We start from the raw sequence: 23,033 nt of genomic DNA on the forward strand, positions 1-23,033 counted from the left end.
ATGACTACTGTTTTGGTGACGTTTCTTCACTGGTTAGCAGTAAGGCTCTGCGTTGTGCCTATCGCCATTGGAAACTAAAGAATGTTCAACATTCGATAGCTGACTAGACAACAATGAAATAAGGATAATCACTATGAAGATGATTGCTAAGAAACAATGTCGTTTAATATTTGGCGGCTCTGGTTTATTAGGTCCAGCAGACCCTTTTTCAAATGACTGTGGTCTCCAGAGGAATAAGCGCAAGCAAAACAAACCCATTGTTAAACCTTAACAATGTCATCCCTTTAGTTTATTTCTCAGTAAAGTATCACTTATGGCAAAACAGTTTGCATTCAAAGATCTGCTACTACCTTATGTTGTAATGGTAGTAGTGATCTTTATTATCCAAGACGCGACATACTTCTTTTTTCTCGCGTACATTTCTATCGTATCTCTCGTTTTCTTAATTGGACACCGCTTGAGAGACGTCAATATTTGTTCCATCGCTTTTTTGGCCATGATGCCGGTTTTATTTGAAAACATTATTTTCACAACCGGCCTTATTAGCCTTGTGTCCGAACCCGGAGACAGACTCATTCAAAACAGCTTGATTTATGGTATTCACTTGGTTAAAGAACTCATGATATTAGTTCCGTTAACTTATCGAGTTGAAATATCCAAAAAACTATTTCCCAAACACAAGATAAGATACACCTTTGCGGATAGCATTTTGCCTTGGTTATGCCTAATTAGTGCGGCAATCAGTTTTTTCGCATTAATAGAAAACTATATGCGAAATGGCAAGGGCTATGATATTACCTTCTTTTATTATGCGTTTGATGTCACAGGCTATTTAAACTATTCCATGTTTTGCGGCGTTTTAGTGGTTCTGACATTTCTCAGCTACAAAGAAGCATATGATTTCAAAGCACCTTCGATTCGACGGACTAAATAGCCCTTTAATAGAAAGGGTTATTTAGTGGCAACATATGGCTACTCGTGAGCATGTCGATATCAAAATAGCGGACCAGTAAAGTGTGATAAGCGCCACTATCCTTCATTTTTTTGAGGCCGTGTGCGAGTTTATTCGCAAGCTCTGGGTTGTCACGGTTAACAAAGAAATAGAAGCGCGCTGGATATGACAAATAATAGTCAGGTACAATCATCAAATTGGGGTTATTTTGACTACTTAATTCAGATTGCGCTTCTACGATAGAGCGGGGAAAGTAATCCGCTTTTTTGGCGAGTATCATATCAAACATGGCTTGATAGTTAGCAATGGGTTTCACATCAAGCCCATTACTCGCAAGGATTTTAGTATCTGGCCAATCGTGACCCTGAACAGCAGTAAAACGACGAAGTTGCTCAAGCTCAGTCACCGATTTAAACCGCTCGTAATGCGCCTTGTGTACAATCAATACGCGCTTGCCAATCAAGCCATCAAAGAGTGGAAACTTAACTGCAATTGCGAGCTTTTCACGTGCCGGACTCGTCATACTCCAATGCAAGTCCACTCGCCCTTTGCTAAGCGCATCAACGTTCGTTGCTGGTGGGGATGCACTTTAACATGTTCTATATTTACGTCGTAGTCAGCGGCCAGCAAAGCTTGCTGAAGCAACTCGTATAAAAATAAGTCACGATCGTAAAGTGGTCGCTGCTCTTTGGCCACATAAATTGTAGGTTTGCTATCGTCTGCAAACCCCAAGGAAGTGAAGACAATCAAACAAACATACATAAATATCTTCATCATGATAGCGACTCCCTAAAGCCCTGTGGACATGCTGGTTGCGGTGTATCAATCAATATATACAAACTATAGGAGAATTTCTCTTCGCCTTAAGTATATATATTTCCCAATTTATATTCATAAAGCAATAAGATTTCGTTGAGTTGCACGAGCAGCCATTCAAACGGGAAATTTATCTTTAAATGGCGGCTACTCTACTTGATACATATTTAAGGAAGGTTTGCAGCAGCCTCAAGCCTAACCATAGGCGCACTTGGCTTACGGCGATTACAGACAAATAAATAACTGTTTCTATAACGCTTAGCTTCTTTTTTAGCATCGGTTGCCAATGCGGCCACTTGATGACTATTGTGGCAAGAATGCACATCAGGGCTCACCAAACCGATAGACAAAGTCAACAAGGGGACAAACTGCTTTTGCCCTTCACGATTGGTCGCCCAATAGCCGCCAGCTGCAACATGCTCAGGCGTAAACAATGACTTTGAACGCGCTTCAAACAATTCGATAATCTGATGACACAGAAACTCAGCATCGGCACCATCAAACACCACCATAAAATCATCGCCACCAATATGACCAACAAAACATTGGCTTTGCTTGCAAACTTCCAAGGTGACATCAGCAAGCAATTTGATCACACTGTCGCCACTGGCATAGCCATATAAATCATTAAACTGTTTAAAATGGTTCAAATCTATGTAGCCAAGAGAAAATTCATGTTTCGCTTTCAAGCGTTGCTCTATCGCTTCATTGATTGCGACATTACCGGGCAACATTGTAAGTGGATTAGCATGTTGTGCATGTCGAATTTTCTCTTCAGTAATATGCTTTAAAATGTCTCTAAGCGGTGCCAGGCCAAGGTATTCTCCTTCTTTAGTAATGACAATATGACGCCTGATATCAAATTCATTCTCAGTGATCATTTGACTCACGTAATCAAGCTTTTGTTGCTCGTCAACGATGAGTGGCTGCTTATCCATCAACTTAATGACAGACTTCTTATCAAATAACGCGTGACCATAAGGAGAGGCAAATACTTCGGTAAGTTGATCTCGATGTAGCAACCCCACTGGTTGTCTGTTGTCATTGAGCACAGCGATACTCGTTAACTGTTTGTTTTGCTCAAAACGTCGATGCGCATCCAGACATTGCGTATTGGTATGTATTGCCGTTACATCCTTTGATAACCAGCCTATTGCCATAGACTGCTCAAACTGGCTAGCAGGTGAGGTCGCTTGATTAAGCTGAGCTGGTTTATCATGAAAGTTGTTGATCATATCACTGGGCTCGCAGCTGGGTTTTGCTAACAAAAAGCCCTGCGCATTGATAATGCCTAACTTTTTGAGCAAACGCAGCTCTTCTTCCCGCTCAATACCTTCTGCAATAACGGCGGTATTCGTCGCTTTAGCAAGATCGATGATGGATTTTAGGAACTCTCGTTTCACAATACTTTGATCGCAATAATCTATAAAGTAGCGATCCACTTTGACAAAGTCAGGACACAGCTCAGACCATTGCTTTAGCCCCGAGTACCCTGCTCCCAGATCATCTATCGCAATCTTAAAGCCAAGTTGACGATAGTGGGATATGGTTTTCAAAAGCAAAAAGCCGTCATCCACTTTGTCTTGCTCTGTGACTTCAATGACAACGCGATTACAATTGAGGCCCGCTTCTTCAATTAAGTGCAGCGTTTCGCCTTTTGGGTGATGAGGGTCAAGCAAAGCCTTAGGGCTCACATTGAGAAATAATTTACCGGGTAATTTAAGCTGTGCAAATTGCTCTATGGCCTTTTTACGGCATAACAACTCAAGCTCAGATAATCGGTCATACTTGCTGGCTGCTGCAAACATTTTATCAGGCAGCATAAGATCGTTATCTAAACTGCCTCGGCTTAAAGCCTCAAAACCAAGGATCTTTTCTTTCGCAAGATCAAAAATAGGTTGAAACATTGGATACACAGCATCATTGCTGAGAATGTCATCCAACATGGATTTTATCGGATCCACAGGTACAGCCAATCTAATTAAAGTGTTCAATAATCAGCCAAATTATCAATGTTTTATGACAATTAGATTGCAATCAGATGGAATTTACCAATTATAGGAATGAAAAATATGCATGATTGCACAATAAAATGATGAAAATATGGAGGTTTAGGTGAGAGAACCTCCCTCACCTCAAGCGTTTAGTTTAACGCTCTTTCAACTTGATCAAAGTGCGCAATCACCTCGACGATTTCTAATTCAGCGTCTTGGTACTGTGCATTTTCAGTAAACCCTAACTTAGCAATTGCTTGCACGGTCGCCGGATGTACTAACAAGTCTTTCGCGTGGTAACACACCGGATCGCTATATTTAGGCAGCTTACCATCTTCATGGTAACCACTTTCGATCTCTTCAAGCGGGAGTGATGGGATCAAGTCAGCGGCTTTATCTAGGGCATCTAAATAGTCCTTACATTGAGGGTATTTAGTAACAAAATCAGAAAGTACGCTGCGTGAAGTTGCAACCAAGTTCGCAGACTCTTTCTCAAGCTCAGAAGCTGGCTTTTGTTCCCTGATGTTCGCTAAAAGTGCTTTTGCCTGAGTTTTGTATTGGCTCAATGCATTTTCTGTAACTGGTGCTTTTGCTTGTGGCTGAGTAGTTTGCGCGCTTTCTTTTTCTGAACATGCAAATAATGCCAAAGCTGCACATGCAATTCCTAGCTGTTTATACATACTATCCTCAAATCTTTATTATTGATAACAATTCTCATTATACAGTCTTGTCATCATTTTGAAACAACAAAGGCCACATTAACTGTGGCCTTTTTGATTATGATCGATAAGTATGCGTTTATTGCGCTTAAAGCGCATATAAATGCCTCTAGACGCGACCCGAAGTTAAGGCATTGCGTCTAAGTCCGCACCTTCTTTTTCCACTTCCACCGGAATTAAGTCTTCTTTACTCACGCCCATCGCAACAGCAACAGAGCTTGCAACATAAACTGAAGAGTAAGTACCAATGAAAACACCAAACAGTAAAGCTGTCGCAAAACCGTGGATGGTTTGACCACCCCATACAAATAGTGCGATCAATACCAGAATTGTTGTGATTGACGTCACAAGTGTACGGTTCATTGTCTGTGTCAGCGAGATATTAATTATCTCAAGAGTATCGTCGATACGCACCTTACGGAAGTTTTCACGAATACGATCGGATACAACAATGGTATCGTTAAGCGAGTAACCGATTACCGCCAAAACTGCCGCCAAAATGGTCAAGTCAAATTCAAGCTCAAGTAGAGAGAATAGACCCATCGTTAAGATCACGTCATGGAATAGCGCGGCAACCGCACCAACGGCAAAACGCCATTCAAAACGAAATGCTACGTAGACCAAAATACACAGAAGTGCTGTCAACATAGCCAAGCCGCCATCTTCCTTTAGATCTTCACCCACGCTTGGACCTACAAATTCGATACGACGCATCTCAACGCTGCTGTCGGCCAATTTCAGGGCATCTATAAGTTGATTGCCAATAGTTTCTGCTTTTTCGCCTTCGCGTGGTGCTATACGTACCAATACCTCTTGGCTTGAACCAAATAACGTCACTGCGGCGTCGGCAAATCCATTCTCAGCAAGTACTTTACGGATCTTTGGTAGATCAGCAGGTTGTGAGAAACCAACTTCTACCGCTGTACCACCAGTAAAGTCCAACCCAAAGTTCAGGCCTTTGACCATAAACGATGCAACAGAAGCCAAAATCAGTAATGCTGAGAAAGCCATCGACAACTTACGTGCCGACATAAAGCGGATGGTGCTTGATAACTTTAATAACTGCATATTCGCTCCTAGATCGACAACTTGTTGATGCGCTTACCGCCAATAAAGGCGTTGATCACGGCACGAGTACCGATAATCGCTGTAAACATCGACGTTAAAATACCGATTGCTAATGTCACGGCAAAGCCAGCAATTGGACCAGTTCCCACCGAGAACAAAATAACCGCTGCAATCAGCGTCGTGATATTTGCATCGAAGATTGTGCTAAAAGCACTATCATAACCATGATGAACCGCTTGCTGTGGGCTTCGGCCATCTGCCAGCTCTTCACGAATTCGCTCGAAAATTAGTACGTTCGCATCAACTGCCATACCCACAGTTAATACAATACCTGCAATACCAGGCAGCGTCAGTGTTGCACCACTGATCATCGACATCACACCAACGATCATTACAAGGTTTGCAGCAAGCGCCAAATTAGCAACTAAGCCAAATCCTTTGTAATACATCAACATAAATGCAAGGACGAATGCAAAACCAAGTACTACTGCTGTCATACCTGCTTCAATGTTTTCTTGACCAAGGCTAGGCCCTACCGTGCGCTCTTCTACGATCTGGATTGGCGCAACCAATGCACCCGCACGCAGTAGTAAACTCAAGTTATGTGCTTCGGCTGGGTTATCAATACCGGTAATACGGAACGAGTTATTCAAACGTGATTGAATTGTCGCGACGTTAATGACTTCTTCCACTTTAATTGGCGGAAGCGCATTTCCTTCAGCATCCACTTTACCCGAAGGTTTGTACTCGATAAATACCGTTGCCATGCTCTTACCAACTGCGCGTTTGGTAAATGCACTCATTTTAGCGCCACCTTTACTATCAAGGTTAATGCTTACTTGAGGGCGTTGGTATTCATCCATACCTGATTGCGCACCAGTAATATGCGAGCCAGCTAAGATCACGCGTGTTTTTAGTACAACTGGGTAGCCATCTTTGTGGTAAAGCACTTCACTGCCAGCTGGTACTCGACCTTGCGCAGCTGTGCGTGTATCGGCACGTTCATCCACTTCACGGAATTCTAAAGTTGCCGTGGCACCTAAGATTTCTTTAGCGCGTGCAGTATCTTGAACACCCGGTAACTGAACAATGATGCGCTCAGAACCCTGACGTTGAACATTTGGCTCTGCAACACCAAGTTGGTTAATACGATTACGAATGATGGTTTCGTTTTGTTTAATGGCATAATCACGTAGCTCACGTTTTTTCAAATCACTTAAGCTTGAGAAGAAAGCCAATTCATTGCTACTGTCATTAACAAAATCGTTGCCTGGGTAGCGCTTCTTCAGGAAACGTTCCGCAGCTCTTTTATCTTCAACAGTACGCATTACAACTTGAATGCGCTCACTGTTAGCAACTTCGCGAATAGTACGATAACGGAGTTTTTCTTCACGTAAGTCACTCTTGAAATCTTGCTCCATCTGCTCGAGTGCTTTACCCATAGCCGTCGCCATATCGACTTCCATGGTGAAATGAACACCACCGCTTAAGTCTAAGCCGAGCTTCATTGGGTTAGCGCCAATGTTTTTCAGCCAATCTGGCTGTGCTGGAGACATATTAATTGCCGAGATGTAATCTTCGCTTAGGGTGTCACGTAGGATATCCTGCGCTTTTAATTGATCTTCAACATTTTTAAAGCGAATAAGCACTTGCCCTTCTTCAAGAACGGCAGATTTAATTGGTAAGTTGTTTGTTTGAAGTGTTTTATTTGCTTGATCAAGCACGCTTAAATCAGCGTCAGCCCCTTTCGTACCAGAAATTTGTATGGCCGGATCTCGACCATACATATTCGGGGTAGCATAAAGAATGCCAACGGCCAATACAGCGAGTACAAGTAAATATTTCCACATTGGATACTTGTTTAGCACTGGATTATCCCTTTCTTATTGTTATAGCGACTTCATTGTACCCTTAGGTAAAACTGCTGCAACCGCTGATTTTTGAACTGTTACTTCAACTTGGTCATTCAGGGCAATTACCACGAAATCTTTGTCTTCTGCAACTTTCGAAACTTTACCGACAAGGCCGCCTGAAGTAAGTACTTCATCACCTTTGCCTAAAGCACCCATCAGGTCTTTATGCTCTTTTACGCGCTTGGCTTGTGGACGGTAAATTAAGAAATAAAATACCAAACCAAAAATAGCCAACATAATAAGCATTTCCATACCACCACCGGCAGGGGCCGCAGCCGCCGTACTTGCATGGGCGTTAGAAATAAATAAGCTCATTGCTTTTCCTCATTTAATTTTGAATAAAACGTTTACTCTGCTTCTACATCAGCTAAAGGCGGAACAGGTAGGCCTCTACGCTCGTAAAAGTCAGCGACAAATTCATCAAATGTCCCTTCAGTCAGGGCATTTCTCATACCTTCCATCAAACGTTGGTAGTAACGCAAGTTATGGATGGTATTCAATCTTGCGCCCAAAATTTCATTACACTTATCTAAGTGATGTAAGTAGGCACGAGAGTAATTTTTACATGTGTGGCAATCACACTCTGCATCCAAAGGACTTGTATCTGTTTTGTGAACTGCGTTACGGATTTTAATCACACCGTCAGTCACAAACAAGTGTCCATTGCGAGCATTACGTGTTGGCATTACACAGTCGAACATGTCGATACCTCGACGTACCGCTTCAACTAAATCTTCTGGTTTACCAACACCCATTAAATAACGTGGTTTTTGCTCTGGCATTTTGTATGCACAATGGTCTAGGATCTTCACCATTTCTTCTTTTGGTTCACCAACTGATAAACCACCCAAGGCATAACCATCAAAGCCAATATCTTCTAGGCCCTTTTGCGATTCAGCACGCAGCTCTGGGTACATACCACCTTGAATAATACCAAATAGCGCAGATGGGTTATCACCATGTGCTTCTTTAGAACGTTTAGCCCAGCGCAAAGACAACTCCATTGAGTCTTTTGCTTCTTTCTCTGTCGCTGGATAAGGCGTACATTCGTCAAATATCATCACGATATCTGAACCTAAATCACGCTGAACTTCCATTGCTTTTTCTGGAGAGAGCATGATCTTTTCACCATTTACTGGTGATTTAAATAGGACGCCCTCTTCAGAAATTTTACGCATTGCACCTAGGCTGAATACCTGAAAACCACCTGAATCAGTCAGAATTGGTTTGTCCCAATTCATAAAGTCATGTAAGTCACCATGCTGTTTAATAATTTCTGTGCCAGGACGTAACATTAGGTGGAACGTGTTGCCAAGACAGATGTGAGCACCCGTTTCTTTCAACTCGTCTGGCGTCATGCCTTTTACTGTCCCATAGGTACCTACCGGCATAAACGCAGGCGTTTCGACAACGCCACGATCAAAAACCAAACGTCCACGGCGAGCCTTGCCATGCGTACAATCTAATTCAAATTTCATATTTACCTCGTGTCGGAAAAACAGTCCAACAATTCTTAACCAATGACTTTTTCCCATATAGGAGTCATATAAACCGTCAGATTCTACCAATAAAGGCCGAGCAATTCTAATATTGGGGCCAAAAAGCGATAAATAAAGTCACAGTTAAAAAAGGGTTAAAACAAAAACAAAAAACCCGGCAATTTGCCGGGCTGTCATTTTATGCTTTAGTTTGTCTGGTCAAGAACATCGCATCACCATAACTGAAGAATCGATAGCGCTCTTCAATTGCCGTTTTATAGGCGCGCATGATGTGCTCTTGGCCAGAAAAGGCGCTGACCAACATGATCAATGTGGATTCAGGTAAATGGAAGTTAGTGATCATCACATCTACGACGTTGAACTGATAACCTGGGAAGATGAAGATATCTGTATCACCATAAAAAGTTTTCAATTCACCGCCATGGACTTTCGCAGCAGACTCTAACGAACGCACCGAAGTGGTACCAACAGCGATGACACGACCGCCCCGCTGTTTACAACGCGTCACCGCATCAACGACGTCTTCAGGTACTTCAATGTACTCTGAGTGCATGTTGTGATCTTTAACATCATCTACACGCACAGGTTGAAATGTGCCGGCCCCGACATGAAGTGTGACAAAAGCCATATCCACGCCTTTTTCTTTGAGCTGTGCCATTAAAGTATCATCGAAGTGTAAACCTGCGGTGGGTGCCGCTACTGCACCGGGTTTTTCACTGTAAACTGTTTGATACCTTTCCTTGTCGCCCTCTTCGTCTGGACGATCTATGTAAGGAGGTAACGGCATATGACCGATTTCATCTAAAATAGTCAGAACGGAATGCTCACCCTCAAACGCAAGTTCAAATAGCTCGCCATGACGCGCAACCATTGTGGCCTGTGCTTTGCCTTCAAGGATCAACTCTGCACCTGGTTTTGGGGATTTACTTGAGCGAATATGGGCCAACACCCGATGCTCATCTAAAATACGTTCGACTAATACTTCTACTTTGCCGCCAGTCGCTTTTTGGCCAAACATGCGAGCAGGGATCACTTTAGTATTATTGAATATGATCAGATCTTCTGGCTCAATTAGATCAATAATATCTTTGAATATCTTGTGTTCAAGCTCTCCACTCTCTCCATTGAGAGTAAGTAAGCGGCTACTCGTACGTTCCGCTTTTGGGTGACGAGCAATTAATTCATCGGGAAGTTCAAAACTAAAGTCAGCTACGCGCATGTAGACCTCATATTCGTGCAAGTTGGCGGCAAGTCTAGTGCTGCGCGGAAATGAAATCAAGCAACATAGGATATCTATTCATACTTTTTAGCCCCTTGTCAGTTGTGCCAAATAGCTTTACTCTACTGGCTACTGCGCATACGTGCGCACGAAAGCCAGCCATAACAAGATGAGTGCGATATTGTCAAAAAGGCAATATAAAACAATCTAATAAATTGATATGGGCAATAGAATACGAACTAGAAACATGGGTTTGAGGTAGTAACGCCATGGCAAAACAGCTGACTTTATTACTCGTCAATGCGGATCATATTGAGCGCCAGACCGTAATAAGAACGTTACAAAAGCTAAATGTATTCCAAATTATAGAGCTCAGTGATACCCAAGCGGCACTACAATTGTTGAAGCAACAGGCTGTCGATCTTGTCATTAGCGGCCTGAATGTGGGAAAAATAGATGGCTGGCGCTTTTCTCGTATGATCCGCTCAGGGTTACTAAAAACGCCAAAAAATACGCCTATCGTGCTCATACCACCTACGTACTGTGAGCGCATTGCTGAAACCACTGCTCGCAGCTATAGTATTGACGCAGTACTGCCTCTAGAGCGCCACGACGTATTGCCACAAGTTTTGGCCAACGTATTATCAACTCACTTGCAAAAAAGTAGTCGACTGAACTTATTGCTGTTAGAGCACAATGAGAAAAAAGCCGCAGACATCGTCGATCATTTAGCATTGAGCTTTACAACAAATCATGTGATTTCTGCAAATACTGCGCTTTCTGAGTTTTTACAAAACGACTACGCCATTGTGTTGCTTGATGCAACATCGACCCGAGCAGAAACCACCAAAGAACTCGTCGCCAACATATTACAGCACAAACCGAGTCAAGCGATCGTCACCATCATCGACAATCAAGACGCAGATTACGCAGAGCAGTTGCTGTTGCTCGGTGTGACTGACTTTGTCCGTTCCCCTTATAACTTATCTCTTTTAAGTAAAGTGTGCGACCACGCAGCACGTCGAGAAGATTTTATGGTGAGCTATGCAGAGTTTGCTAACAAAGTGGAACAACTGAGTCGCAGTGAGCAGAGTTACAAAGAGTTATTTTCAGCCCATCAACGGATCTTACTTCATTTAAATACCGTCGTACTTGAACTCGACGCAAAAGGGACAATTCGATTTATTAATCCGGCATGGGAACAGCTTACGGGCTACAAACTCAAATCAACGCTCTCCACGCAATTGTGTGATTATGTGCTCCCGGAGTACTTACCTAAGCTGCACCAGATAGTCAAAGAAATATTAGCAGGGGCCCACTCTTCAACGTTTGAACTGCAAATAAAACACGATTCAGGCACCGCGGTATGGGTAGAATGTCGTTTCCAGTTAATAAAGAATAAAACCAGCACGACCACGATTACTGCAACCATAGATAATATTCACGAACGTAAAGAAGCCGAGTTACAACTTAGACACTTGGCACTGCATGACACCCTTACAGGTTTACACAATCGGTATTACTTTGACCAACAGCTAAACCTGTTCTGCCAACAAGCAAAATTACAGCACGATATTGAGCACGCACTGATCTATATCGATCTCGATCACTTCAAGATCATCAATGACAGCAAGGGGCATCAGCAGGGGGATATTGTACTACAAGAAGTCGCGCAGCTATTTGGTGAACATATCAGCCAAGAGCACCTCATCTTTAGGATAGGTGGCGACGAATTTGCGGTCTTACTTAAAAATAAATCGCTACTAGAGGCCCATATGATGGCTGAAAGTATTTGTAGTGCCATCGAGAGCCACCGCTTTCACTCAGAAGAAGCAAGTTATACCATCAGTTGCTCTATTGGCCTGACACAGATCACACAGACAAACTGCGACCCCAATGAATGCTTAAAACAGTCAGATATTGCGCTCTACATTGCTAAGAACCTTGGTCGCAATTTGGTGCACTGTTATAGCAAAGAAGACGATAAGAACAGTACGTTACAGACTGGTTTGGAATGGGGGCACAGTGTTCGAGAAGCGCTAAAAAACAACCAACTAGAATTGCATTATCAGCCCATCTGGGATTTTAAAAATAATACCATCGCCTACTATGAAACGCTCTTGCGCCTTATCATTGACGACAAACTCATCTACCCAAATCAGTTTATACCTGCTTTGGAGTTGCTCAATGACACCTACTTGATGGACCAATCGGTAATCAGAGAAAGTATACGCGCGGTTGCCATGCACCCAGAGCTTCATCAAATCTCTCTCAACTTGTCGGCACAGTCCTTTTTAGATGAGCGCCTCATGCCACACATACAGACTTGTTTAAGAGACTTTCAAGTGCCAGCCCATTGCATTATTTTTGAGATCACCGAATCTGCGAGTATTAATAACCTGACAGCCACTCAAGCGATGATAAAGCAACTCAACCAATTAGGCTGCCATTTCTCTATTGATGATTTTGGCACCGGTTTCAGTACATTTAGCTACCTAAAACAACTCCCTGCGCAACATGTTAAAATCGATGGCTCATTCGTTCGAGACATGTTGAATGACCCAATTGACCTTGCTCTCGTAAAAGCTGTCAATGATATCAGCCACTCTTTGGATAAATGCTCTGTTGCAGAATATGTTGAAAATAAAGAAATTTTTGAAGCGCTCAAAGAGATTGGTGTGGATTATGGTCAGGGCTACTTTATCTCTCGCCCCTTACCGATAGAGCAACTAAAACTTGCGCTTGAAACTATTTTATCACTAAAAACAGCGTGCTAATCAAAATGGGTAAAAAAGTCGCTGCAGTAAAATAAAAACTCAACTATAATTAAAGCTCGCAATAAATGTCACCTAGTTTAAGCTACTTACACATAACTAGGCGACATCTAATGGATTTGAGCACATCTCGCAATGGAATTCGAGGAGCTAAGTATGTTTCAGTTTATTCTGTTTTTATCACTGGTACATTGTTTAATTGCTTTACAATGTTACCGCTGCGCTAAACAAAAAGGGTATCCAACTAAGTTATTCACTTTATTGGGCTTTATTCCATATTTTAATTTAGTTGTTTGGGTATATTTGTTGTTTTTACCCAACATCATGTCACAGAGTAGACTCAGCTCTACTTAAACATTCAGTGCTTAGTCTGCAAACTAATTGTACTAACAACTAAAAGCAGTGTCATTGACACTGCTTTTTAATGAAATCACCGACCTGATTACTAAACATTTTAAAATCTCGTATCCGACCTGTGGTTTTGCGCCACAATAATCCTATCTCTCGATACGCTTCGGCTTGTGGTGATAACGTTACCATTGGCTTACCGTCTAAGATACCCGCATTGAGGGCCATTTGCGGTAAAAAAGTCACCCCATTTTGATACTCCACCATACTCAATAAAGTATGTAAGTTGGCAGCCTCAAACGGGTTGATACACTCACTGCGATTCAAGTGACACGCACTTAACGCATGCCCCGTCATACAGTGCTCTCTCTCAAGTAAAAAGACGCTGTCTTCAGGCAGCAAGTTAAAATCTTCTAGGATTTCGGGAATGTAATAATCCTGGTGACGCACCAGTGAAAAATGATCTTTTGCCAAAACTTGCGTATGAAATTTTTCTGTTCTGTACGGTAATGCAAGCATCCCCATATCGATATGACCTTGCTCCAGCTTATCAAGCAAACGGTCACTGGTGTCTTCAACAAGGACCAGCTTTAAGTCGGGAAAAGCTTGCTGGCAAAATTGATACAATGGCGCAGCAATAAAGCTGGCTATGGTTGGGATCATTCCTAATACCAACTTGCCAGAGAGCGGGTTCTTATAGCTTTTGGTCAGCTCAACGACACTAATGGAGTCATCAATGATTTTCTTCGCTCGCTCGACAACCTCTTCGCCTACATCAGTAAACATCAAACTGCGATTTTCACGCTCTATCAGCTGACAGCCCAATGTTTCTTCTAGATTTTGAATTGCGCTACTGAGTGTCGACTGCCCTACAAAGCAGGCTTCAGCGGCACGCCCAAAGTGCTGCTGCTGGTGGACGGCGATGAGATATTGTAATTGTTTTATACTTGGTAAGTTATTCACTTGCATACCCATAAATAAAAAGACCCCAGCACCAGAGGCGCTGAGATCTTTTCAAGCTAAAAGTCTGTCTTCTACTAAACGCCGAAAGCGGTTCTTAGAATATAGAATATAACAATAGCAAGGGCAGCACCGACTGGCAATGTGATCACCCAAGAAACCACAATGTTTCTTATCACACCCATGTTAAGTGCCGCAATACCGCGGGCCATACCTACACCTAAAACGGCACCAACTAGCGTTTGTGTCGTCGATATTGGTAAACCAGTACCCGATGCAATTACGACTGTAGAAGCCGCAGCAAGCTCAGCTGCGAAACCACGACTTGGCGTTAAGTGCGTGATGCCTTCACCAATTGTTTTAATTACTTTCTTACCTAATACAGCAAGGCCAACAACGATACCCAGACCGCCCAGTGGTAAAATCCACCATGCAAGCGCGGCTTTCTTCGCCATCTCACCATTGTTTTCAACAATGTTCACTACCGCAGCCAGTGGACCAATTGCATTTGCTACATCGTTTGAACCATGCGCAAACGCCATACAACATGCAGTTAGTACCATTAGCACTGCAAACACTTTCTCAACGTTATTGAACTGCATTTGTTTATCAGCATTCGGGTCCATCTTCATGCGTGAAATAACCACTTTACCGATAAGGCCGATCAGCACTGCGATACCAATCGCCAGCGCATATCCCTCAACTGTGCCAAGGTTAATACCGATGTGCTTTAAACCTTTTTTGATGGTAACAAGTGACATTACAAAGCCAGCTAGACCCATATAGAGCGGTACAAAGCGCTTTGCGTTGTTAAGCGGCTTGTCTGTATCAAAAATTAACTTCTGCGCACTCATGAAGATTAAGTAAGCAATGAAGCCAGAGATAGCCGGTGTGACCACCCAGCTTCCGACGATGCCTGCCACTTTACCCCACTGAATCGCTTCACTACCCACTGCGACAAGCGCAAAACCAATGATTGCACCGATAATCGAGTGGGTTGTTGATACCGGCCAGCCTAGCATTGAAGCTAACAGTAACCACGCACCTGCGGCAAATAATGCAGAGATCATACCCAGTATCATTAATTCGGGGATGTCCGCAAATGGTGCCGCATCGATAATCCCTTTACGAATTGTTGATGTAACCTCACCACCAGCAAGGTATGCACCAGCAAATTCAAAAATCATCGCGATAATAATCGCTTGCTTAATTGTCAGTGCTTTAGAACCTACCGACGTACCCATTGCATTAGCAACGTCATTCGCACCAATACCATAAGCCATAAAGAAACCAACTGCAGCTGCGATGATGACTAACATCGAGCCATAGGAAGCAATGAATTCCATTGTAAAACCTTTAGTGCTGTTCCAGCACTGTTTTTGTATTTGTGTTCTCGTTGTCTACTTTAATCAATTAAACGGCTCACAAATAACTATTAAACAAACACAACACTGTGCTCTCTAGCTTTAACTCGCTTGGAGAGTAATCACAGTGTACAACTATTTAACTCGTTTCGCTGATTAAGAATCAGCGTGCTAGCATCACCTCAAGGCGAGCACCAACACGTTCAGCGATATCGGCAAGTTCACCCACCCATTCAATGATTTTGTATAAGAACATCACATCGATTGGGTTAAGATCAGCTTCTACCTGACGAAGTTCTTGGCGAATTTTTATTTGCATGTCATCGGTGTCTTGCTCAATGGCATCAAGCTCAACTAACATTTTTTCGACCAAGGCAACTTCACGACCTCTGAACCCTGTTTCCAGTAATTCATCTAGTTCGTTAATCGCTTTAGAGGCTTGTTTCGTTGCATCTACACAGCGTGATAGATAAGCAACAAAGTCTTTTTGAATAGATTCGGGAATAGCCATTTCACGGCCAACAACTCGTCCTGCGATGTCTTTGGCTTTATTGGCAATTTTATCTTGATGGGTAATAAGTTCCAGTAAATCAGTCCGTTCAACTGGCATGAATAAACCGCGAGGAAGTTGTAAACGTACTTCTCGTTTTAACGCATCCGCTTCACGTTCTAGGTTACGAATATTAACGCGAAGTGCATCCGCTTCAGTCCACTCCCCTTTGAAGACATGTTCAAAGAACGGGATCAAGCTTTCACTGGCTTGATGCACTATCTTAATGTGCTCTTCAATCGGCTTTATAGGAGATTTTGCAAACACTCCTAAAAACGCATTACTAGGCATAACTGACCCTTAAATCATATTAATATGCATGTGCAGAGGCCAAGTTTACAGCATTAACCGAATTTGTGAACGATTTTTATCATGAACAAGGGATTAATCGTTCACATTGACACAATTAACCCCCTGTCAAACTATAACGATTTTTCGATATCTTCTTGAGAGGTATGACGAATATCTTTACCGTTTACAAAGTAAATAACATATTCCGCAATATTTTGACAACGGTCGCCAATTCTTTCCAATGAACGCACAGACCAAACCAAGTCCATAATTTTTGGAATTGAACGTGGGTCTTCCATCATATAAGTCATGATTTGACGTGTTAGCGCCTCATATTCTCTATCTACTTTTGCGTCTTCTTTATGGACTTCGAATGCGCGTTGAGCGTCCATTCTGGCAAACGAGTCTAATACGTCGTGTAGCATTTTAGACACCAATCTACCCATGTTCTCAACATTCACTAGAAGGTGCTGCTGATCTTTGGTAAATGAGTCCAAGGCAACTTTGGCAATACGCTCAGCTTCATCGCCAATACGCTCCAAATCAGCAATCGTTTTAGCAATGGCCACAACCAACCTTAAGTCACTGGCCGCTGGCTGTCTTTTAGCAATGATGCGTGTACATTCTTCATCAATGTTCACTTCCATTGCATTTACTTTGTAATCATTTTCACTCACTTTACGCGCTTTATCTGCATCACTCGTGCTCACAGCGTCTAGCGCAAGGTTTAGTTGCTGCTCAACCAACCCACCCATGCTTAATACATGGTTTCTTACGTTTTCTAGCTCTTCATTGAAGCGACCAGAAATGTGCTTATTAATATTGTGTTCCATCTAAAACCTACCTTTTATACCAACCCAAACCTGTGCTGCCCGTTGTTTGGGCAGCCTTCACTGTCAGACTTTAGCCGTAACGACCTGTGATGTAGTCTTCAGTCTTTTTCTTCGTTGGTGTTGTGAATAATGTATTTGTATCTGAATACTCGATGAGTTCACCCATATACATGAACGCAGTTTGATCAGATACACGCGCAGCCTGTTGCATATTATGTGTAACAATAACAACAGTATACTTGTCTTTCAGGTCATTGATCAGCTCTTCGATTACCAATGTTGAGATTGGATCAAGCGCTGATGTTGGTTCATCAAGCAATAATACTTCTGGTTCAATGGCTATCGAGCGTGCGATGACCAAACGCTGTTGCTGACCACCTGACAAGCCAAATGCGCTGTCATGTAGGCGATCTTTTACTTCATCCCAAAGTGCCGCACCACGTAGTGAGCGCTCTACCACTTCATCTAGTTTGCGCTTGTCCTTAATACCTTGAAGGCGAAGGCCATACACGACATTTTCGTATATCGACTTAGGAAAAGGGTTAGGTCTTTGGAATACCATACCAACGTTGCGGCGCAATGCGGCAACATCGACACTCTTATCGTAAATGTTTTGTCCTTGAAGGTTAATTTCACCTTCAATACGACAGCTATCGACCAAGTCATTCATGCGATTGATACAACGCAATAGCGTTGATTTACCACAACCTGATGGACCGATAAAGGCGGTCACTTGGCCTTTTGGAATTAACATGTTGATTTTACTCAGAGCTTGCTTGTCACCATAGTAAAGGTCAAGGTCTTTGATCTCTAAAGCTGTTTGCTCTGGGCTCAAGTTTGCAAGATCCAATTTGTTATTAGCATCTGCGTTATTTACTTGTGGCGCTACTGTAATCATAAAGGGATACCTATTTAAAATCTGTACTATTAGTGCTCTAGAGCTCTGAATTTTTCACGTAAGTGGTTACGAATACCAATTGCTGTAATATTAAGCGCAATAATCACCGTAACAAGTAAGAAAGCGGTCGCATATACCAATGGACGTGCTGCTTCTACATTTGGACTTTGGAAACCAACATCATAAATATGGAAACCTAAGTGCATAAACTTACGGTCTAGGTGAATATATGGGAAGTTACCGTCTAACGGCAGTGTTGGTGCCATCTTCACGACGCCCACCAACATCAGTGGTGCAACTTCACCGGCAGCACGTGCAACCGCTAAGATTAATCCAGTCATAATCGCCGGGCTCGCCATTGGCACAATGATGCGCCATAGCGTTTCAGCTTTTGTAGCCCCTAAAGCTAAAGAGCCGTGGCGAACTGAACTTGGGATACGTGATAGTCCTTCTTCGGTAGATACAATCACAACTGGCAATGTCAAAATCGCCAACGTCAATGCTGACCAAATAACACCTGGCGTACCAAATACAGGGCTTGGTGCCGCTTCAGGGTAGAATAGTTGGTCAATCGAACCACCTAGCATATACACAAAGAAGCCTAGGCCAAATACACCGTAAACAATCGACGGGACACCCGCCAAATTAATTACCGCGATACGGATCATTTTAGTCACCGCATTCTTGGCTGCGTACTCATGTAAGTAAATCGCCGCAACAACACCGAATGGCGTAACAATAACGGCCATTAGCATAACCATAAAGACAGTACCGAAAATGGCTGGGAACACCCCACCTTCCGTATTCGCTTCACGAGGATCATCACTGATAAACTTCCCCGTTTGCGAGAAATAATGACCCACTTTTGAGAAAAAGCCCATATTGTTTGGGAACCAAACGTCCAGTACTTGATACAGTGGTAAAGTCACCTCTTCCCCACGCATGTCTCTTACGACAACGTAGTCACGCTTTGCATCTGCACGCAGTTCAAATAAGCGCTTTTCAAATACTTTGTATTCTTCTCTTAACTGCGCTCTCTGTGCTTCAAAGTCTGCTTTTATTTCATCAGTCAGGTCATTGTCTAACTGGTACGCTCGCTCTTTCAGACGCAGCCTTTCTAATTCATAGTTAATGTGGCCAATGTCACCGTTTTGTAGGTCAAGGGCTTCTTCATTAAGCTCTACCGCGCGTTCAACCAGCGCTTCAAGACGCTCAACAGGTTGCTGTGACACAACTTTGCCGTCTTCAATCACACGTACAACGTAACCATAAAAATTACCATTCTTGCTACGCTCAAACACAGCCATCTCTTCTGGCACTTTACGACTTTGAATATCCGTCGTTAAAATCCAGCGGAAGTCTAGCTCAACATACTCTCGGTTACCTGTTTTAACCAATAGACGCTCAACGGACTCGCCTTGATAGTCAGATAAATCGTACCCTGCAGCTTCTAAACGCTCTTTAGGTACCAATTCTCTGTCATAAATTTCACCTATGACGGTCTGCTTAGCCACAGAGCCTTCAAGTTCGAATTCTACTACCTCAGTTGGCCAGAAGAAGCTAAGCCCCTTCCAAGCAATCATTGCTAACAGACCAATTACTGAGATTAAACTGATGCTTACTGCACCACCGGTCATCCAGATCCAAGGAGATCCTGACTTAAACCATTGTCTTACCATGTCATCTCTCTCCAATTACATTGAGCTGTACTTTTCACGCAGCTGCTGACGAACGAACTCAGCGACGGTGTTAAAGATAAATGTAAAAATAAACAGTACAAATGCAGCAAGGAACAGGATCCGGTAGTGTGAGCTACCTACCTCTGACTCTGGCATTTCAACCGCAATGTTCGCCGCTAACGTACGCATACCTTGGAAAATACTCCAGTCCATAATCGGCGTATTACCTGTCGCCATTAATACAATCATGGTTTCACCCACTGCACGACCCAATCCCATCATTACGGCGGAGAAGATACCTGGGCTTGCTGTTAACAATACGACTCGTACTAATGTTTGCCACTGGGTCGCACCCAGTGCCAGTGATCCGTTTGATAGATGCTTTGGTACACTGAATACCGCATCCTCTGCGATAGAGAAAATAGTAGGAATAACTGCAAAACCCATCGCAATACCAACGACCAATGAGTTGCGTTGGTCAAACGTTAAGCCAAGTTCATTGGTCAAGTATTGACGTACATTGCCGCCAAACATCCATACCTCAATACTGTCGCTAATTGCGAATGACAACCAACCAACGATTAACACCACTGGGATAAGTAGTACCGAGTGCCAACCATCCGGCAGTAAATGACGAATTTGTTTGGGTAATTTGGTCCAACCAAAAGCAGTACCAATAATCGCTATCGGTAAGAGCACCAGCAGCGCAACAATGGCTGGTAAATGCGCTTCGATAAGCGGTGCAAGCCAAAGGCCCGCTAAGAAACCCAGTATTACCGTCGGTAGCGCTTCCATGATTTCAACCGTTGGCTTCACTACTCGGCGCAGTTCTGGCGACATAAAGTATGCCGTGTATATTGCAGCTGAAAGTGCAATTGGTACGGCAAACAACATTGCATACATCGCTGCTTTAATGGTACCAAATGAGATTGGTACTAATGAGAATTTAGACTCAAAGTCATCACTTGCAGAAGTTGACTGCCAAGTGTAAGCCGGCTCAGGGTAACCTTCATACCAGACTTCCTGCCAAAGGGCTGACCAAGTCACTTCCGGGTGCTCATTATGCAGCTCGACGACATTCAATGTGTTATCAGATAGAAGCAATGCTGCATTTGCACGCGGAGATACCGCAAACTTTTCGATAGCCCCATCCACAACTTGACCTTGCCACAAGTGTGCTTCACTGGTGGTGTAATAAAGACCTAACTCACCCGTATTTGTCGTGGTAAAGAAAGTGCGGCGATAAAATTCACTGAAAATATCAACTTGTGCGCCTTTTACACTTTCGAATGAACGAATTTTGGCAAATTGACGGCCTGCATCGGTATTGACTTCAAACCACTGCGATACTTCACCATTGTCATTACTGAGCATCAGTGAGTTTGCACCAGCCAGTAAATTCATATTAACGAGGTTCGCGTTTTCTTCGTTAGCCGCAAGTAACTGGAACTGCTCAACGTCATCCGCAAAACGCGTGTCAAAAACATAGATTTGATTGGCAGAGCGAACGAATACACGTGTTGTATCTGGGGAGATCAACATGTCGTCAACACGCCCCTCAATCGGTAAGATACTGCGCTCTACCGTCCACTCAATCTCACCGCTAAACATATTTTCTTCAGCACTGAATGATGCAAAGATAACTCGCTTGTCAGCGGTCTGAGCAACGACAGCGGTTTTATCTTCATAGTGACTAAATGCAAACTGCTTAATTGCCTGGCCTTGGTCATCTACCTCTAGCTGAATACCTTCAAGTGGATAGCTCAACCTTGGTTGCATCACACGTTGGTTACCAGGAAATGAAATTAGAAAACTTGGCTTTACTAACTGAATTTGACCATTGTCCAAACCATATGCATAAATACCCAAGAATGGTGCACTTTGAGAGAAGCTTGTCACCTGACCGTCCAAGTCAACTGCCAGTGTATTTAGCTTGTCACCTGCGTTTTGGCCTTTGATCTGATAAAAATCGACGAGGCCTTTGTTATCAAGTAAATATGCAATTTCGGTTTGTTCTTCCATACCCATACCGAAATACGTTTTATCGTCTTGTAAAGCGATATCAGCACGTTTAGTCACGCTCGCAGATTCGAATATTGGCTGCACAACGTAAAGTAAGTAAAAGAAGATTAATAGCAAAGCAACCAAAACCATCACCCCTCCCGAGGTAATTCCGAATTGGGCAAAGCGGTCTTTAAAGAGACGGCTTCTATCCGTTTTAAAGGACGGTTTTTGCGGATTGGAAGTCATCAAAACACCTTTTTATTATCAAGTTGCGGCGCATTATATTTCATCAAGATGACAGTTATGTTACATGAGCCATGATGAAATTGTTGCTTTTTTTAACTTTAATCATTATCTACAAAAGGTTTTTTTAATGTATCTAGTTTTCATTTGCATTTGTTTACAAAGCAACAGCCATCTTGTTGGACAATTCCCCTATGTTTACTAGGCTTAACAGGCGATATTTCGCTTTTCCACCACCGCCGTAAAGGCATTTAATAATAAGAGACATGTGATATGAAGCAGTTAGTATTAACACTTATAGGTAAGGACCGACCTGGTCTCGTAGAGCAAATTTCTGCCACTATTTTGCAACACCATGGTAATTGGGCTACCAGTAACCTAAGCCATCTGGCAGGTCAGTTTGCGGGTATTGTACTCGTTGAAGTTGCTGAAGAGCATTTACAAACATTGCAAGATGCACTTCACGGAATACCAGAGCTAGAGGTCCGAATTGAACACGGTGAACAAGACCACCAAGAAGTTAAGAATGAGAAGCTCAATTTAGTTATTACGGGTAATGATCGTCCCGGAATCATTCAAGAGCTATCCAGCGTAATTCGCCACCAAGGCGCGAATATCACGCATCTAAATTCAAGGCAGCAAAGCGCACCAAATTGGGGAGTTCCCATATTTAGCGCATTTGCGACGGTAAATTTGGCACCGGGCACACACAAAGAAAACGTTGTTGACGCATTAGAAGCAATTACCAGTGATCTTATCGTAGACATCGAACCAGACTGACATTGATATCAAACAACGACACATTTCAAATATACGATAGACTCATATGGCAGAGGTAGGAACCACTGCCATATTTTTCCTTCCTCTTAGCACATTCGCATTCGCTGTACCCAATGTCATATAAGTGTC

The 23,033-nt window shown here is 42.9% G+C and carries 20 protein-coding genes; 4 read left to right on the forward strand and 16 right to left on the reverse strand.

Annotation, left to right across the window (positions count from 1 at the left end; all coding sequences use genetic code 11):
• Positions 1–313 precede the first annotated feature (313 nt).
• Positions 314–934: a hypothetical protein gene (locus A7985_RS16820; protein ID WP_176716761.1), complete on the forward strand. Its 621-nt coding sequence runs from the start codon at positions 314–316 to the stop codon at positions 932–934.
• A 4-nt stretch (positions 935–938) separates the two neighbouring features.
• Here the strand turns inward: A7985_RS16820 and A7985_RS16825 are convergent, their stop codons facing one another.
• The 9 genes from A7985_RS16825 to queA all read right to left on the reverse strand — a co-directional run bounded on the left by A7985_RS16825 (position 939) and on the right by queA (position 10,180).
• Entirely contained in the window at positions 939–1,475 is a 537-nt protein-coding gene (locus A7985_RS16825) for a substrate-binding periplasmic protein (RefSeq protein ID WP_256096783.1), read from the reverse strand.
• A complete protein-coding gene (locus A7985_RS26955; RefSeq protein ID WP_256096784.1) occupies positions 1,472–1,729 on the reverse strand; it encodes a hypothetical protein in 258 nt (85 codons plus the stop codon). The genes A7985_RS16825 and A7985_RS26955 overlap by 4 nt, the downstream gene beginning before the upstream one ends.
• A gap of 206 nt (positions 1,730–1,935) precedes the next feature.
• Positions 1,936–3,714 (reverse strand): GGDEF domain-containing protein, encoded by a 1,779-nt coding sequence (locus tag A7985_RS16830; RefSeq protein ID WP_256096790.1) that lies wholly within the window; start codon positions 3,712–3,714, stop codon positions 1,936–1,938.
• 197 nt (positions 3,715–3,911) lie between these two features.
• Complete coding sequence (locus A7985_RS16835; RefSeq protein ID WP_065791595.1) at positions 3,912–4,442, reverse strand: hypothetical protein; 531 nt, start codon at positions 4,440–4,442, stop codon at positions 3,912–3,914.
• 165 nt (positions 4,443–4,607) lie between these two features.
• Positions 4,608–5,549, reverse strand: coding sequence for a protein translocase subunit SecF (gene secF, locus A7985_RS16840; RefSeq protein ID WP_065791596.1), 942 nt, complete (start codon positions 5,547–5,549; stop codon positions 4,608–4,610).
• Between the two features lie 8 nt (positions 5,550–5,557).
• A complete protein-coding gene (gene secD / locus A7985_RS16845) occupies positions 5,558–7,417 on the reverse strand; it encodes a protein translocase subunit SecD (protein WP_065791597.1) in 1,860 nt (619 codons plus the stop codon).
• Between the two features lie 21 nt (positions 7,418–7,438).
• Complete coding sequence (gene yajC, locus A7985_RS16850) at positions 7,439–7,777, reverse strand: preprotein translocase subunit YajC (protein ID WP_063358707.1); 339 nt, start codon at positions 7,775–7,777, stop codon at positions 7,439–7,441.
• A gap of 32 nt (positions 7,778–7,809) precedes the next feature.
• The gene (tgt, locus tag A7985_RS16855) at positions 7,810–8,940 is read right to left on the reverse strand and encodes a tRNA guanosine(34) transglycosylase Tgt (RefSeq protein ID WP_065791598.1); all 1,131 of its coding nucleotides are present in this window, start codon (positions 8,938–8,940) and stop codon (positions 7,810–7,812) included.
• A gap of 199 nt (positions 8,941–9,139) precedes the next feature.
• Entirely contained in the window at positions 9,140–10,180 is a 1,041-nt protein-coding gene (queA, locus tag A7985_RS16860) for a tRNA preQ1(34) S-adenosylmethionine ribosyltransferase-isomerase QueA (protein ID WP_065791599.1), read from the reverse strand.
• A 269-nt stretch (positions 10,181–10,449) separates the two neighbouring features.
• On the opposite strand from queA, the gene A7985_RS16865 reads away from it, so the two are divergent.
• Both A7985_RS16865 and A7985_RS26960 read left to right on the forward strand, forming a co-directional pair.
• Complete coding sequence (locus A7985_RS16865) at positions 10,450–12,957, forward strand: GGDEF/EAL domain-containing response regulator (RefSeq protein WP_065791600.1); 2,508 nt, start codon at positions 10,450–10,452, stop codon at positions 12,955–12,957.
• Between the two features lie 153 nt (positions 12,958–13,110).
• Positions 13,111–13,308: a hypothetical protein gene (locus A7985_RS26960; protein ID WP_065791601.1), complete on the forward strand. Its 198-nt coding sequence runs from the start codon at positions 13,111–13,113 to the stop codon at positions 13,306–13,308.
• A 51-nt stretch (positions 13,309–13,359) separates the two neighbouring features.
• On the opposite strand, the gene A7985_RS16875 is transcribed toward A7985_RS26960, so the two are convergent.
• The 7 genes from A7985_RS16875 to A7985_RS16905 form a co-directional block, all read right to left on the reverse strand.
• The gene (locus A7985_RS16875) at positions 13,360–14,265 is read right to left on the reverse strand and encodes a hydrogen peroxide-inducible genes activator (protein WP_065791799.1); all 906 of its coding nucleotides are present in this window, start codon (positions 14,263–14,265) and stop codon (positions 13,360–13,362) included.
• 74 nt (positions 14,266–14,339) lie between these two features.
• A complete protein-coding gene (locus tag A7985_RS16880) occupies positions 14,340–15,608 on the reverse strand; it encodes an inorganic phosphate transporter (protein WP_065791602.1) in 1,269 nt (422 codons plus the stop codon).
• Between the two features lie 181 nt (positions 15,609–15,789).
• Positions 15,790–16,467 carry a TIGR00153 family protein gene (locus A7985_RS16885; protein ID WP_063374481.1) on the reverse strand — a complete coding sequence of 226 codons (678 nt, stop codon included), beginning with the start codon at positions 16,465–16,467 and terminating at the stop codon, positions 15,790–15,792.
• Between the two features lie 131 nt (positions 16,468–16,598).
• Positions 16,599–17,300, reverse strand: coding sequence for a phosphate signaling complex protein PhoU (gene phoU, locus A7985_RS16890; protein WP_063374480.1), 702 nt, complete (start codon positions 17,298–17,300; stop codon positions 16,599–16,601).
• A gap of 70 nt (positions 17,301–17,370) precedes the next feature.
• On the reverse strand, positions 17,371–18,198 hold the full coding sequence (gene pstB / locus A7985_RS16895; RefSeq protein ID WP_063358700.1) for a phosphate ABC transporter ATP-binding protein PstB: 828 nt from the start codon (positions 18,196–18,198) through the stop codon (positions 17,371–17,373).
• 29 nt (positions 18,199–18,227) lie between these two features.
• Positions 18,228–19,877, reverse strand: coding sequence for a phosphate ABC transporter permease PstA (gene pstA / locus A7985_RS16900; protein WP_065791603.1), 1,650 nt, complete (start codon positions 19,875–19,877; stop codon positions 18,228–18,230).
• A gap of 15 nt (positions 19,878–19,892) precedes the next feature.
• The gene (locus A7985_RS16905; protein WP_065791604.1) at positions 19,893–22,127 is read right to left on the reverse strand and encodes an ABC transporter permease subunit; all 2,235 of its coding nucleotides are present in this window, start codon (positions 22,125–22,127) and stop codon (positions 19,893–19,895) included.
• Positions 22,128–22,397: 270 nt separating this feature from the next.
• On the opposite strand from A7985_RS16905, the gene A7985_RS16910 reads away from it, so the two are divergent.
• Positions 22,398–22,904 carry a glycine cleavage system protein R gene (locus A7985_RS16910; protein ID WP_065791605.1) on the forward strand — a complete coding sequence of 169 codons (507 nt, stop codon included), beginning with the start codon at positions 22,398–22,400 and terminating at the stop codon, positions 22,902–22,904.
• Positions 22,905–23,033 lie beyond the last annotated feature (129 nt).

This window comes from Pseudoalteromonas luteoviolacea (assembly GCF_001696455.1).
GTDB classification, from domain to species: Bacteria; Pseudomonadota; Gammaproteobacteria; order Enterobacterales; family Alteromonadaceae; genus Pseudoalteromonas; species Pseudoalteromonas luteoviolacea_C.

Bases quoted from the DNA above. Each gene is read 5' to 3' on its own strand.
- A7985_RS16820 (WP_176716761.1), top strand. From the start codon at position 314: ATGGCAAAACAGTTTGCATTCAAAGATCTGCTACTACCTTATGTTGTA.
- A7985_RS16825 (WP_256096783.1), bottom strand. From the start codon at position 1,475: ATGACGAGTCCGGCACGTGAAAAGCTCGCAATTGCAGTTAAGTTTCCA.
- A7985_RS26955 (WP_256096784.1), bottom strand. From the start codon at position 1,729: ATGATGAAGATATTTATGTATGTTTGTTTGATTGTCTTCACTTCCTTG.
- A7985_RS16830 (WP_256096790.1), bottom strand. From the start codon at position 3,714: ATGTTGGATGACATTCTCAGCAATGATGCTGTGTATCCAATGTTTCAA.
- A7985_RS16835 (WP_065791595.1), bottom strand. From the start codon at position 4,442: ATGTATAAACAGCTAGGAATTGCATGTGCAGCTTTGGCATTATTTGCA.
- secF (WP_065791596.1), bottom strand. From the start codon at position 5,549: ATGCAGTTATTAAAGTTATCAAGCACCATCCGCTTTATGTCGGCACGT.
- yajC (WP_063358707.1), bottom strand. From the start codon at position 7,777: ATGAGCTTATTTATTTCTAACGCCCATGCAAGTACGGCGGCTGCGGCC.
- tgt (WP_065791598.1), bottom strand. From the start codon at position 8,940: ATGAAATTTGAATTAGATTGTACGCATGGCAAGGCTCGCCGTGGACGT.
- queA (WP_065791599.1), bottom strand. From the start codon at position 10,180: ATGCGCGTAGCTGACTTTAGTTTTGAACTTCCCGATGAATTAATTGCT.
- A7985_RS16865 (WP_065791600.1), top strand. From the start codon at position 10,450: ATGGCAAAACAGCTGACTTTATTACTCGTCAATGCGGATCATATTGAG.
- A7985_RS26960 (WP_065791601.1), top strand. From the start codon at position 13,111: ATGTTTCAGTTTATTCTGTTTTTATCACTGGTACATTGTTTAATTGCT.
- A7985_RS16880 (WP_065791602.1), bottom strand. From the start codon at position 15,608: ATGGAATTCATTGCTTCCTATGGCTCGATGTTAGTCATCATCGCAGCT.
- A7985_RS16885 (WP_063374481.1), bottom strand. From the start codon at position 16,467: ATGCCTAGTAATGCGTTTTTAGGAGTGTTTGCAAAATCTCCTATAAAG.
- phoU (WP_063374480.1), bottom strand. From the start codon at position 17,300: ATGGAACACAATATTAATAAGCACATTTCTGGTCGCTTCAATGAAGAG.
- pstB (WP_063358700.1), bottom strand. From the start codon at position 18,198: ATGATTACAGTAGCGCCACAAGTAAATAACGCAGATGCTAATAACAAA.
- pstA (WP_065791603.1), bottom strand. From the start codon at position 19,877: ATGGTAAGACAATGGTTTAAGTCAGGATCTCCTTGGATCTGGATGACC.
- A7985_RS16905 (WP_065791604.1), bottom strand. From the start codon at position 22,127: ATGACTTCCAATCCGCAAAAACCGTCCTTTAAAACGGATAGAAGCCGT.
- A7985_RS16910 (WP_065791605.1), top strand. From the start codon at position 22,398: ATGAAGCAGTTAGTATTAACACTTATAGGTAAGGACCGACCTGGTCTC.